The sequence below is a fragment of the Phocaeicola coprocola genome, assembly GCF_041333015.1.
Taxonomy (GTDB): Bacteria; Bacteroidota; Bacteroidia; order Bacteroidales; family Bacteroidaceae; genus Phocaeicola; species Phocaeicola coprocola.
In genome coordinates, this window is record NZ_JBGKGM010000004.1 from 1,313,417 (window position 1) to 1,328,791 (window position 15,375).

At 48.6% G+C, this 15,375-nt stretch carries 9 protein-coding genes; 3 read left to right on the forward strand and 6 right to left on the reverse strand.

What is annotated here, in order from left to right; genetic code table 11:
- Window position 1 precedes the first annotated feature (1 nt).
- The 4 genes from ACDG22_RS16250 to ACDG22_RS16265 form a co-directional block, all read right to left on the reverse strand.
- Window positions 2–1,513 carry a BACON domain-containing protein gene (locus ACDG22_RS16250; protein WP_370858972.1) on the reverse strand — a complete coding sequence of 504 codons (1,512 nt, stop codon included), beginning with the start codon at window positions 1,511–1,513 and terminating at the stop codon, window positions 2–4.
- A 318-nt stretch (window positions 1,514–1,831) separates the two neighbouring features.
- Complete coding sequence (locus ACDG22_RS16255) at window positions 1,832–3,640, reverse strand: RagB/SusD family nutrient uptake outer membrane protein (protein ID WP_370858973.1); 1,809 nt, start codon at window positions 3,638–3,640, stop codon at window positions 1,832–1,834.
- 40 nt (window positions 3,641–3,680) lie between these two features.
- Complete coding sequence (locus tag ACDG22_RS16260) at window positions 3,681–6,950, reverse strand: SusC/RagA family TonB-linked outer membrane protein (RefSeq protein WP_302559264.1); 3,270 nt, start codon at window positions 6,948–6,950, stop codon at window positions 3,681–3,683.
- Between the two features lie 48 nt (window positions 6,951–6,998).
- Window positions 6,999–8,975: a calcineurin-like phosphoesterase C-terminal domain-containing protein gene (locus ACDG22_RS16265; RefSeq protein WP_370858974.1), complete on the reverse strand. Its 1,977-nt coding sequence runs from the start codon at window positions 8,973–8,975 to the stop codon at window positions 6,999–7,001.
- A gap of 334 nt (window positions 8,976–9,309) precedes the next feature.
- Between ACDG22_RS16265 and ACDG22_RS16270 the strand changes: the two genes are divergently transcribed.
- From ACDG22_RS16270 to ACDG22_RS16280, 3 genes are all read left to right on the forward strand, one after another.
- Window positions 9,310–10,176, forward strand: coding sequence for an Abi family protein (locus tag ACDG22_RS16270; protein WP_302452157.1), 867 nt, complete (start codon window positions 9,310–9,312; stop codon window positions 10,174–10,176).
- Between the two features lie 496 nt (window positions 10,177–10,672).
- Window positions 10,673–10,894: a helix-turn-helix domain-containing protein gene (locus ACDG22_RS16275; RefSeq protein ID WP_040311933.1), complete on the forward strand. Its 222-nt coding sequence runs from the start codon at window positions 10,673–10,675 to the stop codon at window positions 10,892–10,894.
- Window positions 10,887–12,302 (forward strand): restriction endonuclease, encoded by a 1,416-nt coding sequence (locus ACDG22_RS16280; protein ID WP_370858975.1) that lies wholly within the window; start codon window positions 10,887–10,889, stop codon window positions 12,300–12,302. The genes ACDG22_RS16275 and ACDG22_RS16280 overlap by 8 nt, the downstream gene beginning before the upstream one ends.
- Here ACDG22_RS16280 and dcm read toward each other — a convergent pair.
- Window positions 12,294–13,457: a DNA (cytosine-5-)-methyltransferase gene (gene dcm, locus ACDG22_RS16285; protein WP_270669051.1), complete on the reverse strand. Its 1,164-nt coding sequence runs from the start codon at window positions 13,455–13,457 to the stop codon at window positions 12,294–12,296. The two genes, ACDG22_RS16280 and dcm, sit on opposite strands and share 9 nt — an antisense overlap.
- Window positions 13,454–15,301 carry an Eco57I restriction-modification methylase domain-containing protein gene (locus ACDG22_RS16290; protein WP_178270217.1) on the reverse strand — a complete coding sequence of 616 codons (1,848 nt, stop codon included), beginning with the start codon at window positions 15,299–15,301 and terminating at the stop codon, window positions 13,454–13,456. Before ACDG22_RS16290 ends, dcm begins: the two co-directional genes overlap by 4 nt.
- Between the last annotated feature and the right edge of the window lie 74 nt (window positions 15,302–15,375).

The window sequence follows — 15,375 nt, forward strand, 5'->3', positions numbered from 1 at the left end:
GTCAGTTGGCGCGGCTCAGTTTGATATTGTCGATAAACCAGCGGCGATAGACACTGCTGCCCGAAGTAGCGGCAGTTTCACCCCATGCATCCGACTTGATGGTGATGCGTGTATCTTTCGTGATGGAAACACCCTCCAGCACCACATCGGCATGCAGCCATTCCAGTTTGTCTACCTCATTCACAAAGTTATGTCCTACCGGATCCAGTCCGACTGTCTCGCTGCCGTTGGTCACGGTGATGATCAGCTGTACCGGGTCGAACTTTCTCGTACCGCCCACCATCGGCGCCCAGTCGAACGAAAGCATTACCTTCTCGCCTGACGGTATGCCGTCTACAGCCGGCAGTGTCAGTCCTGCCTGATAGTCTGCCTTACCGAACTTCAGGTAACATTTCTGCAGGTAGATAGAAGCACCGCGACTTTCTTCCAGTCCGTATCCGTGAGCCAGCAACGCTTCGGCAGCCGTCTGTCCCTCGTCGTTCTTCGCACTGTAAATCTGCGGAGCAGTACCCGATCCGTCGTTTTCCACTGTCTGTCCGGCGCCACTGTTCTCTGCCCAGGGCAACAGCCACTCAAAGTCTTCCGAGAAATAGATCACCTCTACCACACCCTTGTCTTCGATGCGTGCGGCCTGTATGCGCAGTGCAGGAGCAGCCACTCCGTCGAAGTAGCCGTACACCGTCACCTTGTGACCGTTCAGGGCTGCCAGATTCAAGCTTTCGGGCGCGTCGATGATAGACACCGAGTTCACCGCACCGTCTATCGTCACATTGTTACCGCTCAGCACACCGCTTGCCGAAATCCATTCACGGCTATCCGATGTGTAACTGTCCACTTCGGCAGTCACGTCGTGAGCTTCCGGATAACCGATATTATTGCCTTCCGATACCACACGTACCTCGTCGCATACCACGTAAGGCAAGGCGTGTGCGTCTGTGCCTTTCGAACCTTTCACCGCCACCTTGTCGCCCACGTTCACGGCAGTTGCGGTTTGCAGGAACATATTTACAGCGTACTGTGCGTCGGTTACGATGCAGCCCGAAGTCGTCACCGCCGTAACCAGTGCTTCCGGAACCGAAACCACCGTTTCATCTTCCAGTGCCGGCAGCTCGTCCACTGTATACTCCTGACAGTCGCGGTACTTGTCGCCATCCTGCGAAACCACTACCTCCGCACGGCTTGCCAGCGTACAACCCTTGAATACGATTGTCGCCTTGCGCGGATTATCCTCCGCCCCGTCGCGCATGTTGTCAGTTACCGATACCGTCACATCCGTCGTACCGTTTCCTGTGGCAGGAGTCACCGTAATCCATTCGGGCAAGTCCTCCATCACCCAGTCGGCATCCGCATACACGGTAATCGTTTTCGGCTGTGCCCCTTCAGCCTCAAAGTCCAGGGCACTGGCACTTGCCAGTACAGCTTTCGAAAGCGTATTCTCCTCTTCGCTGCAACTGCCCAGAAGCGTTGCCGAGAGAAACAGCACCGAAGCCATGATATAATTGATCAGTTTCATATTTTTTACAGAGTTAATTTGTTTGTTTTGCAGTTGAAGGATCTTTCCAGAAAATTCCTGTTTCACCCCCGAAAAACCTGCTGATGTTTCAAGAGATAGGTTATTTATTCCATTCCCGAAAAACCAGCTGATATTTCAAGAGAGATTATTTATTCCATTCCCGAAAAACCAGCTGATATTTCAAGAGATACATTATTTATTTCATTCCCGAAAAGCCTGCTGATATTTCAAGAGATACATTATATTATTTCACCTCCAGAAAACCAGCTGATGTTTCAAGAGAGATTAGCTGTTTTGTTTCAGAACAGAAGCTGAAGTTTAGAAACCCAGTCCGTCGCTCCATCCCGGATTCTGTGTCAGATTCGGGTTCAGCGAACGTTCGTTGATAGGAATCGGGTACAGATAGTCACGCTCCTCATTGAAACCGTTGCGCACGATATTCTTGTGAGAGTACACATATCCGCTGTTGCTTCCTGTCAGCAGAATATCCTTGCCGATTTCGTACACCAGCACCCCGCTGCCGGCTTCCGGTTTCGCAGTACCTTTATTATATAAGATCACATCCGGATTACCGTCGCCGCTCAGGTCGTATTCACCCGCACCGGCGAAATACATACCGTAGATATCCTGATCGATGCAGGCTCCGGCTTTCCAGCGCACCAGGTCGTCGAAGCGGAAACCTTCCTGATTCAATTCAACGGCACGCTCGCGGCGGATTTCCAGAATCACCCCCTTGTTGCTTCCCGATACGTTGGGATAACCCGTTTCCTTAGCCGACAGATAACGGTCCGGATTGGCATTGGCAGCAGCCATGTTCAGGTGCGCGTCGTTCATACCTACACGGTCACGCAACAGGTTCACAGAGATATCCAGATCCTCCTGAGTCAGCGTACCCAGTTCCGCCTTTGCCTCGGCATAGTTCAGCAGCACTTCGGCATAGCGGTACACAGGCAAGTCGTTCGTATTGCGGTCGTTGCGGTCTACCTGTCCGCCGGAAGCAGTCGGCCCCTGCACGAACTTGATCGGCTGGTAGCCAGTCACAGTAACCGAAAGGTCGGGAGGAAGCACCGTTGTTTCCCCGATACGGGTATATCCCGGTGTACGGATGCTCTGAGCCAGACGCGGGTCGCGGTCCTTTGTTTCCTCCAGGAAGCTCATTTCCTGCCATCCCGGCCGGTCGGTAAAGCGGCTTCCGTCCTTCATCAGATACATATTCACCATCTTGCGTGTCAGTCCCGGACGTCCCTGAGTAGGAACCAGCGTATGTCCGTTGGCATTGTGATGGATAGCCAGACTGTAGTCGAACTTGATAGCCAGGATATATTCATCCGGATTCGCATCCTCGGCAGCGAAGAGATTCAGGTAGTCCGATTCCGGATGTCCGGTAGAATACAACTTGTACGGACCATCATTGATAATCTCACCGGCAGCTTTGGCAGCCAGATCCAGGTAATACGTATAATCGTTGCCTTCCAGCTTCAGGTCGTGATACTTGCGGTACGTACCTTCGTACAGACAGAACTGTGCCTTCAGCGCCAGTGCCGCCCAGCGGTTCACACGGAACGGACTGCTCGACTCTTCCTCGCGTGTAGGAAGATTATCGATGGCATAGTCGATATCCTCTATCATCTTGGTCATCACCAGCTCACGCGAGTCACGCGGCTTGTACAGTGCCTCGTCGGCAGAACCCAGTTCCACATCGTACCAGGGCACATCGCCGAAGCGTTTGACTTTCTCGAAATAGAAGAACGCACGGAAGAAGCGGGTCAGTGCCGTATATTTCACCACCGCATTCTCGTCGCTGCACTGATTCACATACGCCAGCAGGGTATTCATCTTGCGCAGGTCGGTCCATGTCCATCCCCCGCCCGAAGCAGGCACGGTACGGTTGTTTCCGCCCAGCATCTCGTCAGAAAGATTCTGCTGCACGTACAGGTCACTCTGGTCGTCGAAAGGGCTCTTGTCCGGCAGGTTGTTGTAAAACGAGTTACTGAAAAGCTGCAAGTCGCTCTCTGTCTTGAAATAGTCATTCTGCGATATCTGGCTTTTAGGAGTCAGGTCGAGCAAACCGTCACACGAAGTCAACCCCATTGTCAGTACCAGTGCTGTAAATATATATTTTTTCATACGAATCTGTTCTTGGTTGTTTTATTCAATGAATTTCCGTTTAGAAAGTGATGTCTACACCAAACAGCAGCGTCTTCTGCCACGGATAGAAACTTTCGTTGTACGTATCGTTGCTGCGGCTGATGGCTCCTTCCGGATCCACGTATTTGGTAATCTTCTTCAGCGGCGACCAGTAGCAGAGGTTCTCGCCCGAGAAGTAGAAACGTGCCTGACCGATACCGATTTTCTTTGTCAGGTTCACCGGAATGGTATATCCTACGGTCAGGTTCTTCAGACGCATGTAGCGGATGTTCTGCAAATAGCGGTCGTTCACCTTGCTCAGCGGACCGGAAGTCGACGAGTATGCCATCGGACGCGGGAAGTAAGCATCCGTATTGTCTTCGGCCCACACCTTGTCCATGAAATCCTTCTGCAGGAAGGTCTGGTAAGGATAAGAGAACGGACCCCAGAACGACATCATGTGTCCGTGAGGATACCAGTAGTGGTTACCTGTTCCCTGGAAGAACACCGATACATCGAATCCGCACCAGCGTACACTGGCATTGATACCATACGACAGGCTGGGCAGTGAGTTACCCAATACCTTGCGGTCGCCCGGATCGGCTACATTGTTGCTGCCTATATCCACCATACCGTCACCGTCGAGGTCGACAAACTTCACGTCGCCGGCCTTCCAGCCTCCGGTCAGTCCGTCTACCATGTAACTCAGGTCTACCTCCTTGGCATACGCCTGTGCCTCCTCGTCGGTAGCAAACAGACCGTCGGTCACAAATCCCCGGATTTCTCCGATGCGCATGCCTTCGTAGTAATCCTTGGCAAATGTCTTGTCTTTATTGTCATACTTGGTAATGTAGCTTTTGTAGTTGCTCACGTTGAATCCCAGACTGTATTCCAGCGGACGTCCGGCCAGTTCGAACTGGTCTCTCCACGACATTGTCACTTCGTATCCCTTTGTCTGCAAGTCGGCTGTATTCATATCCGGTACACTGGCTCCATACACAGCCGGCAGTTCCACACCGTCGGTCAGCATGTTCAGTGTGTTGCGCACATATCCGTCTACGGTAATGTTCAGGCGGTTCTTCAGCATGGTCAGGTCGAAACCGAAGTCCCACTGCTGGCTGGTTTCCCAAGTCAGGTCCGATGCCACCGGCGCACCCAGTGTAGCATATTTCGCCATCGAGCTGCCCTCGCCGAACGTGAAGCCGGCAAAGTCGCTTACCGAAATCAGACGCATGTATGTATAGTAAGAAGAAACATTCTGGTTACCCAGGCTACCGAACGAAGCACGCAGCTTCAGGTTGTCTACATATCCGCTCAGCGGCTTGAAGAACGGTTCTTCCGAGATACGCCATCCCACAGAACCCGAAGGGAAGAATCCCCAGCGGCTTCCGGCAGCAAAACGCGATGTACCGTCGTAGCGTCCGCTCGCCTCAAACAGGTAGCGTCCCTTGTAGTCGTAGTTCACACGGCCGAAGAAACCAGCCAGCGCATATTCGCTCTGTCCGCCGCCCACTTCGGTCAGCACTTCACCCTCGGCATTCTGTCCCACCAGGTCGAGGTCGTCCAGCGAAGTAGAAGTCAGGTTCTGTCCCGCAGCCGAAACATTCTTCAGATACATGCGTTCGTAGTTGAACCCGACCACTCCAGTCACGTGATGTGCTTCGCCGAATGTATCTTCGTAGTTGGCAAAAACGTTTGCCGAATAATAGTTGCGTGTGTTCACCGATTCACTCAGCTTGTTCAGACCGGCTCCGGTAGCATACGACAGCAGCGGTCCGTCCGGATATTCGCGGTAGAACAGGTTGTTCGAACGGTGTGTATTGCGTGTCTGGTACAGACGGTAGGTAAAGTCACCCGTCAGACTCAGCTGTTTGATCGGTGTGATGACCAGTCGTGTAGTATTCGAGAAGTCGTTCGTGCGGTTCACGTTGCGGTGCGATCCCTCACCCAGCATGATATGACGTCCGTTGCCCACCTTATAGTTCAGGTAAGGAGTACCGTACAGCCATGAGCCGTCGGGGTTCTTCATCGGGAAACATGCCAGCGCGTGACGTCCGCTGTAACCGATGGTATCGTCGATGCTTCCGTTACCCTGGAAAGTATACTGCGAGCCATAGAACGAAGTATTGTTGCTCAGCGTAGCATAGCGGTTGATGGTAAAGTCAATCTTCGAACGCAGGTTATACTTGCGGTAGATATCCGGATTCATGTTCAGGATACCTTTCTGATAATCGTATGCCCCGCTCACCAGGTATTTCACATCCTTCGTACCCCCGCTCAGCGAGATGCTGTGCTGCTGGGTAGGACGACGGTCGTTGTACATCATGTGCCACCAGTCGTAGTTGCCGTAGTACACCCACTGACGGCGACCGTTTCTTGTATCTTCCACTACCCACGGGCGGTCGGGGTTCTCCGTCTTGTCGTTCACACGGGCCAGCAGTTGCTGCATGTCGTAGTCGGTATAGTCCACGTAGTTCGTGCCGTTCTTCGCACGCCAGAAGGTGTTTACCGTATACACCGACCAGTAACCGGTTGTTTCGTAATCGGTAGTCGTGGTAGGAGCCTGCCATCCCAGACGGCCGCTGTAACGCACGGTAGCCTTTCCGTCCTGTGCCGAGCCCGACTTGGTTGTGATCAGAATCACACCGAATGCCGCACGCGCACCGTATACTGCCGCAGCCGACGCATCCTTGATGACCGAGATAGACTCCACGTCGTTCGGGTTCACACGGTCCAGTTCACCCACCGCACCGTCTATCAGCACCAGCGGACCGGCACTGTTGATAGAAGTCGTACCACGCACGTTGATGCTGGGCGAGCTGCCCGGCACACCCGACGAGGTAGTGACATTCAGACCGGCTACCGAACCTTGCAGCATGTTTGCCAGCGACTGCGTCGCACGGTTTTCCAGCTTCTCGCTGCCCACCGTAGCCACGGCTCCCGTCAGGTTCACCTTCTTCTGCGTACCGTAACCGATAACCACCGCCTCATCCAGCATGATGGCATCTTCCTGCATATATACCACAATATTTTTCTGTCCCGGTTTCACCTTTACCTTTTCGGTAAGATAACCCACATAAGAGAAATTCAGAGTAGCCCCGCCGGCAGGTATCTGAAGCTCGAAGGCTCCGTCTACATCAGTAATGCTTCCCTGGGCAGTTCCGTCGATGACGATAGACACCCCGATAAGCGGTTCCTGCAAGGCATCCAGTACCTTACCCGATACTGTTCTGTTCTGCGCCGACAGCGTAGAGACACTGCCCGTCAGCAACAGCAACAGCAAAAAAACATACGAATTGAAAACTTTCATAAATAAATATTTAGTAAAACATTAAGTAGCTTGTCGGTGCATCCCCGTTCAGCGAGGCAGGTAAGCATCCGTCGAGAACGCCTTCGGACGTTGCATCTGCTCGGTCCATTCGTGTCCGAACTCATCGCGCACGGTGATGGTCAGATCCACGTCGGCATCCGCCGCCTTCACCTTGAAGAAATGCGTAAAGTTTTCGGTAATGAAGCTCGGTGTAGAGCTCAGTGTCGACGAGTTGAAACGCTTCACGCTCAGCGCTGCCACATGCAGCGGATCGTAAGCCCATACCTCCTCAGGAGCAAGCTTGTTGCCCTTCTCGTCGGTCACCGTCAGCGTCCAGCGCGGATTCCAGTTCCAGATGTTTATCAGCACCTCGTTGTCCTTGTTCACCGGATAAGCATCCACATAGCGCTGGAATTTCGCCTTGACCGAAGCCGGTACACCGGCCGGCATCTGCGGCACATCCGCCATCGAGAAATGCACATTGTTCAGGTCGTAGCTGCGGAACTGGTAATCCTCCGTCCATCCCGTAGCCTTGTATATCCATTCGATGTTCGTTCCGTTCACATCCCATACCGAGTATCCGCCCGGTGTTCCGTCGGGACTGATGTGCACACCCGGAGTAAGGTAGCCCGACCACCACCACGAAGCGCATATCGCACCCGCGTTATGTTCGTACACCTCGCGTCCGCCCGTTACGTCATCCTCCGGAGTCACGTTGAAACTCAGGTGCGTATGTCCGGTCACGAAATGCACCTTGTAGCCGTCCAGCACGTCCAGCAGCTGCGTAGTGTTCAGCACGTCATGGTCTATCTTGAAACCTTCCGTCTGCGACGGGTAGAACAGCTGTGCGTGCATCACCACTACCAGCGGTGTCGACTTGTCGACATATGCCAGATCCTTCGACAGCCAGCTCAGCTGTTCGGCCGACACACGCTTCTCGTAGTCGCGCGAGGTAGTGCCGTCGTAGTTGCTGCAATCGATGTCATCCAGCACCACGTAATGCACCTTTCCGATGTTGAACGAATAATATGTCGGAGCGATATAATCCATGAAACGGCTTCCCGCCTCCTCATCGCTCATAGCCTTGTAGTCGTAGTCATGATTTCCGATAGTATGGAAAATCTGAAGTCCCTTCACCTGATTGTTGATGGTATTCAGGTACTCAGGCAGCGCATAACTGTTCGAATACCAGTACAGGTCCCAGGTCATGTCGCCCAGCGTAATGGCATACATCTTTTCGTGCTGATGCAAGGCACGGTAGCTGTTCAGATCCTCGGTAAAGTCCATAAACTGTCCCAGGTCGCCCGTGCGGTTGGCCAGATGCATATCGCCCAGCATAAACACCTTATAATTATCCTGTCCTTCCACCTCAGTCAGCGAGAAGTCCACACGCTCCGTTGTAGCGGCGTCCCCCTTCATCATCTGGTAGAACCGAGGCAAGACTCCCTCGGCAGGAACTTCATATCCCGAAGGAACGGAGATAAACACATACCCCCATTTCTTTTCCGACTGAAGCTGGTAGATACCCCGTTCGTCGGTCACGCTCACCTCTACACCGTCCGATACCACAACACCCTGCACCGGACCGTCGGCTGTCGATACCACCCCGTACACCGTCGTTCCGGCATCCGGTGTGAAACCAATTCCCTTTACAATATTAATATAGGTAGTACCAATCTGTTTCTTGCGGTCACCACGCTTGACGAACACCCGGTACGTACCGCTTTCGCATCCGTCGGCAAGCTTTATGGTAAAACTGTTTTCCGAAACACTCACCAGCACACACGTATACGAGATTCCCCCTGTCGATTCCAGAATAATCACGTCCGATTCCGCCGGCTTGTTACTCCCGGTCACCTGGAACGTATATTCCCCTCCCTTGGCCACTTCTATCAGCGAAGGGCATTCAAACTGTACATCAAAGCTGTCCGCTACAGCCTCCGTCATTCCATCGTTGCTGCACGCCATCAGCGGCAAGACAGCAATCAGCAAAAAGCAAAGTAAATACGCTGCAAATTTTTTCATTTTATTTTTAAATTGTAAATTTTCCCAACCTGTTCCTTACCTTTTCATTACCAGCTATCTACATGACAACCAGCGTTTTTCAAGCAATCAAAAATCCTTAATTTTCATTGCGCAAAATTAAAGGCAGCGTATTTCAAAACAGAAACGCGCATGTGGCAATCCTGTTTCAAAACGGTTAAGTTTCCGATGCAGCATACACACAAAAAACGGGGTGTGAATACCTGGCTATGTCTTTGTACGGCACAGCATATTGCCGGCAGATAAAATCAAAGCGCAACAAAAGGCGCTTGTTTTCATAAAAAAGAGTAAATTTGTTTTTCAATTAAAAACAGCAATGGAAAAAGCATATACGATAGACCAGCAAATTGCCCAACTTAAATCAAACGGTATGATGTTTGATGATGAGGAGAAAGCAAAAGAAATTCTTCTTGACGTCGGTTATTATCGGCTAGGATTCTATTCTTTTCCTTATGAGATAAAATTCCCATGTCTGGAACACCGTGACCATAAGCTAAAACCGGGCACAACATTCAAGAGTGTGTATGATCTTTATGAGTTTGATACCAGACTCCGCAGACTTCTGCTTAACGCTCTCGACCGTATCGAGGTCAATATCCGCACAAAATTCATCTACAATATATCACTCCGGTATATTGACGATCCTTGCTGGTTTGTCAACCGTAAATATGTAACATCCAATTTTGTAAATGCCTTTGAAGAGCAGGTCTATGCTGCTATGCGTAAAAATCCCATAATCCAGCATCACCATGCAAATCATCCGGGGATATATGCTCCGGCATGGAAAACCATAGAGTTTATGACAATCGGCAATATCATTACATTATATGATTCGTTGAAAGAGACGGATGCAAAAGATTTGGTAGCCAATGCCTATGGCTGTTCAAGAGGTGTTTTTTACAATTATATGGAAACAATTCGTGTCCTTCGCAACAAATGTGCACACGGAGGCTGCATCTACCGCATGGACTTTCCCAGAGGTATTAAGCGCTTGCCTGCTGACATTTCTGCCGATTGCAGACACAACATTAAAGGTGGCATAGATGTTGTAAGATATATTCTGGGATGCATCTCACAAACCCGAAAAACGGAATTGGAGAACGAAATCCATAATCTTGTCTGCTCCATTCAGACAGATGAAGCTAAAAAAGTTGTGGCACAGACTTCTAAACTCGAATGTTGAACAGCCCTACTGTTTGGCGGAATAAAAAATAATGCTTACCTTTGCAATACGAAAGTGCCCGTGCGAGCTTAGTCGTCGCATCTGCACTATAAAAAGGAATTAGAGAAGTCTCAGTCATTACGACTGGGACTTCTTGCTTTTAACAGTCAATCATCCTCAGAAAGTTTCTTTCAATCTATTTTTTCCTCATCCGATTCTGAAAAAGCGTCCAGGCCTCCGCCGTTAAGTTTCCGATGCAGCATACACACAAAAAACGGGGTGTGAACCACGCCGCGATACCGCAAACGTGAGGTTCACACCCCGTGCAAGTATATATCATAGTTTCTTAATCTTACGGCTCCCCCAGTCCCCGCACGATCACCTCCACCTCCGGCTTGAGGAAAAACTTGCGGTGTATAAGCAACAAACCAGCAAGAACAAAAAATACTCCCAAAATGCTAACTATAGTATGTTGAATTTCAATCTAAGCCTACATATTTTTGTAAAAAAACATACTATGAGTAGCAATTCCATTCTAGAAATATTCGGCAGAAATGTCCAGAAGTACCGAAAAGAGCAACACCTTTCGCAAGAAAAACTTGCGGAATATGCCGGACTTCACCGTACCTATATAGGAATGATAGAGCGTGCAGAAAAAAACATAACTCTTGTCAATATAGAAAAAATAGCAAAAGCATTAAATATTAATCTAACTAAACTACTAGAAAACAATGAATAAAAAACAAGAAGAAGGTATTGACAGAAACTGGCATCCCGAATTTCAAAAATACACAGAAGCCATTGTTTCAGCTCCCGAATATGAAGGGCTTTATTTTGAAAGAAAAAAAGACACGCAGATTAAATGGGTTGCCACCAAGAAATCTTCCGCCGGACAGAAACGTCTGGCATGGTGGAACAAGAAATGCGAGGAACTGGGTATTCCCGTAAAATCCGGAAACTATGCCGTTGCAGTCAGGGAGATACATCCTACAAAAAAACATGTATGCCAGATCTGTGGAAAGGCGCTCAGCATATATTATGAATACCCCACTAAGCAAACGCTTTCCAGAATCAACCAGAAACTCGGCACCAAGCTGAACCAGACAGATTATACCATAAAGGAAATAATAGAACAGTTTTGCAAGAATACCAATGATCTGCAAAACATAGCCGACATATTCAAGGTAAAATCTTTTACAGATGCAGCCGACCTGATCCGGCAAATATATGATACACATGTAGCCAAGTGTTCAGGCAAACTCTCTCCGGGAGCCATGTCAAATTGTCCGGACCGTTTCGACGGCTACCATTCCGACGGACTGTGCTGCCGGCAGTTTACCGACAAGGGCAGACATACAGACAACATGAAAACCTATGTGCAGGACCGGCGTGCTTACGAAGAATGGGACGACGGCAACTATAACCTGGCCAACAGACTGATGGGAGAATACCAGAAAGCTCCAAAGTGCACATGTCCGGTCTGCGGAGAAACAGCTAAAATGACAGCCGACCATATAGGTCCGATTTCGCTCGGATTCTGCCACAGTACGAACTTTGCCCCTAAGTGCAAAGCGTGCAACAGTGCGAAGAACAATCGCCTTTCCCTGTCGGATGTCCGTAAGCTGCTGACACTGGAGGCAGACGGCAATCAGGTGGTAAGCTGGCATTCCCAATATATCTGGGACAAGTACAAAAATACTATCACTTCCGATGAAGATGCCCGGAAACTCAGTTCCCTCATGTTGAAATGCCACCAGAACGTATTGAAACTGTTCTCCCTTATTTACAAAAAAGGAGGGGAAGAATTTCTCCAGACTTATCTGCATCCCGAATACTCCATGTACGACTACCGTTTTTCGGATTTCAATCCGCTGGAACCCGACAAACTGAAGATACACGAAAGTCCTCTCGACAGTGAAAACAAGCGGAAAAATCAGAAAAGATACCTGCGCATTGCTTTCGAAAGTCTGAAAGAATTCGACATGAAGGAAAACCGTAAAGTGACATTTTACACAGACCAGTTTCCCCAAGAAACAGCTGCCGTCATACAGAGCATCAAAGCCAGAAATTTCACACAAGCCGACCAGGAAGTCAGGAAACTCATCACACTTCTGTGCGACAAGATTATTGCTTCCGAGTCAGAGTAGATTATAAAACTCTTCGAAAGTCAACTCTCCATACATGAGCCTGTCGTAAGCCGATGCCTGCACAGGCTCATAATCCATTTCCAGACTTCCTCCCCCGTTTTCCAGTTCCGGCAGCGAACCGATAGCATCTCTCACCGTAATGGCTACGGGCAAGTTCCATATATTCGGCGTCTTGACAGATGGCATGTAAAACAAAGGCGACGGCTGAGGTATGGAAATCTCTTCCAGTGAACCGATGATGAAAACCCGCTTTCTACGCTGCGGCACACCAAATTCCTCGGCATTCAGCTTGATGGGTACATTTACATGATAACCGATTTCAGTAAAAGCCTCAATAATTTCTTTAATGGCATCCCCCTTACGCATGGTCAGAATACCTGGCACATTCTCCATAACGAAAAATTCCGGCCTCAGCCGGTTTACCATTTCAACAAAATCCTTGAACAACTGGTTTCTCTTGTCGTTCGGATCTCTCCAGCCCGCATACGAAAATCCCTGACAAGGCGGACCACCGACAACCACATTAACCGGTGTATTTCCGCAAGCTTCCATAATGCGCGCCTTGGTTTCCTCCTGGGTAATATCTCCCAAAATGAAATTCTCAGCCGGTGCATACTGCGAATGATTATATCGGTTGGTAGCCATGATGCTCTTGTCTATTTCATTTGCGGCTATCAGCTGGAATCCGCTCATAATGAATCCTTCCGACATACCTCCGCATCCGGCAAACAAATCCACAAAATTCATTCCTCTTAAATGAGGCATGATCAGTGAAGCGACGAACCTGGCCAGCAAAGGAGGCACAGCGTTTCCTATCTGCTTGTACTGTGAAGCATTAGAACCCTGAAAGATAAAACTGTCGGGAAACGACTGAAGCCTTGCCGCCTCCCTGTTGGAAAGCACACGACATTGCGAAGGGTGCAGATTGCACCCGTTCCCTACCCGATTGAAATAAGTGGCGATCGTATAGCTTGGCTTGTCCCAGCACAACCTGCCGTAATAAGTAGTCCGTCCTCCGGTTTCCCTTATTTTATCCAGACGAGTATCCGATATGCTCAGAGGAATATCCTGCCAGTTTCCACCTTCAGGAATGTGAGGGGCTATTTCCGCCTCATGTTTCCCCATCTTAAACACAACATGATTATATAATTTCATCGTACTATCCAGTTTATCTCTTCCGGTGTCAAACCATACAGTTCGCCTACATACCTGTCCAGTTCCTCCTGCGAAGAATAAGTAAAGTTTTCATCCACTCTGTTCAGATCAACTACCGGCAAATCGTCTATTTCGTAGTTATTTATATGATTATTAGAGCTGGTCACCTTAAATCTCCAGTTCAACAAGCTGCTGTTCAGCAAAATATACATCTTCTTCAAGACTGTTTCTTCAGCCGATATGTAATTGCAACTATTTCCCAGTATATCATTTTCCTCACAATACACAAACCTCAGCCTCCGCGATATTCCCATATTGGAAACCTGCTGACAGACCAGCCTCCTTCTGCCAAAATCACATTTCAGAAATTCAGCCGAACGAGTTCCGAGAAACTCGCCCTTCACATATTCGTGATTGATATCCTCAATATCGTTGTCAGCAATCATATTTCCCCGTACCAACCGGTAGGGAGTCTGCTCTTGTGTTATAAACCGCTTATATAAAGTGAGATCCAGTTCCCCCCTTCTGTTCCGTATTTCAGGATATTCCTTCAGCTTCCGTACCTGTGACAGCCTCTCCAGAATCTCCCACCCCCTATCCGACATCAGAGGTATCTCCATATTTTCCCCGAAAATCTTCCGCACACTTCCGATTTCTACTCCAAAACATCTCCCGTCCACTTCCACATTTATCCTGCCGGTAATACCGTATCGCTGCAGGTAAAATATATTAGTCGACTGCGTTACATTGTCAAACAGCGGGATGCTTTCTCTAAAGTATTTTATTTCACAGACCTTGTTCTTTTCCAACAAAAATTTCCGCAATTTTGTTGTTGACAAATCCGCGAATAATGTAGAAGGGCATATTACTCCCAAATAACCATTCCGCTTAAGCATCCGTATCATCTTTTCAATGGAGAGCTGATACAGATTCAACATTCCCTCCAGCGCATAATGATAAGCCCCCGAAGTTCTGAACCAGGACACCCACATTAAAATCCGGTCAGCTTTATTTCCCGAAATCTTCTTCTTGTCCGGTTTCAGAACCAGATAAGGAGGATTTGAAACAATCACATCAAATCCTCCGTTTACCTTTCCCTCAAAATCAGAGTTTTTCAACGGACATTCATCAGAAAACATTATATTCTCCTGTATCAGTGCATTTCTCCGAATAATATTTCCACATATTTTTTCTATGTCCGAAACAGAAGGTTCTTTCAGCCTTGCCAAGGCCTTCATACGAGTAATCGCTACAGCTACAGGGTCTATATCCACAGCAAAAATATTATTCAAAATACTTTTTTCCGGCGGTATAGCATATTCTTTATCCAATATATCGACAATGCAATCATAAAAGCGTCCTGTACCACAGGCAAAATCAAGCACAGACACGTCAGCCCCTGCATCACACCGCGACAAGGTATTTTTCACTATTTCATAAGCGACATAAGATCTGGTATAAACCGCTCCCTTATCAATAAGATTATGCTTCGATTTTTTTCTGTAAACAAGGCCGTTCTTCCGCTCTATCACAGCATTCAGAAATACGATATGCAGTTCTTCACATAAAGAAGGGATTACTTCTGCCGGAAACTGAGTATAAAGAGAATATTCTCCATCAGGCAAAAATCCATAGCTGCCTGAGATTTCCACCGAGTCCAAAAGTTTTTTTTGGTAGAGAAAAGTATATATAAGGCTGTTTATCAGAAAGGAATGCACATTTTCTGCCAATGCAGCAACTGTTTCCGTGTTCAAATCTTGTTCCGAAATCCGATTTGACGACTTATATTTTTCGCATTCTTCCGCTATCAGATCGTTTTCCAATTCAATAAGTCCGTCAATCATTATTCCTTGCTTGATTTAATCATTTTTTTAACAAAATCCTGTATTTTCGTGCAAAGATAATGTTTTTTGTTTCA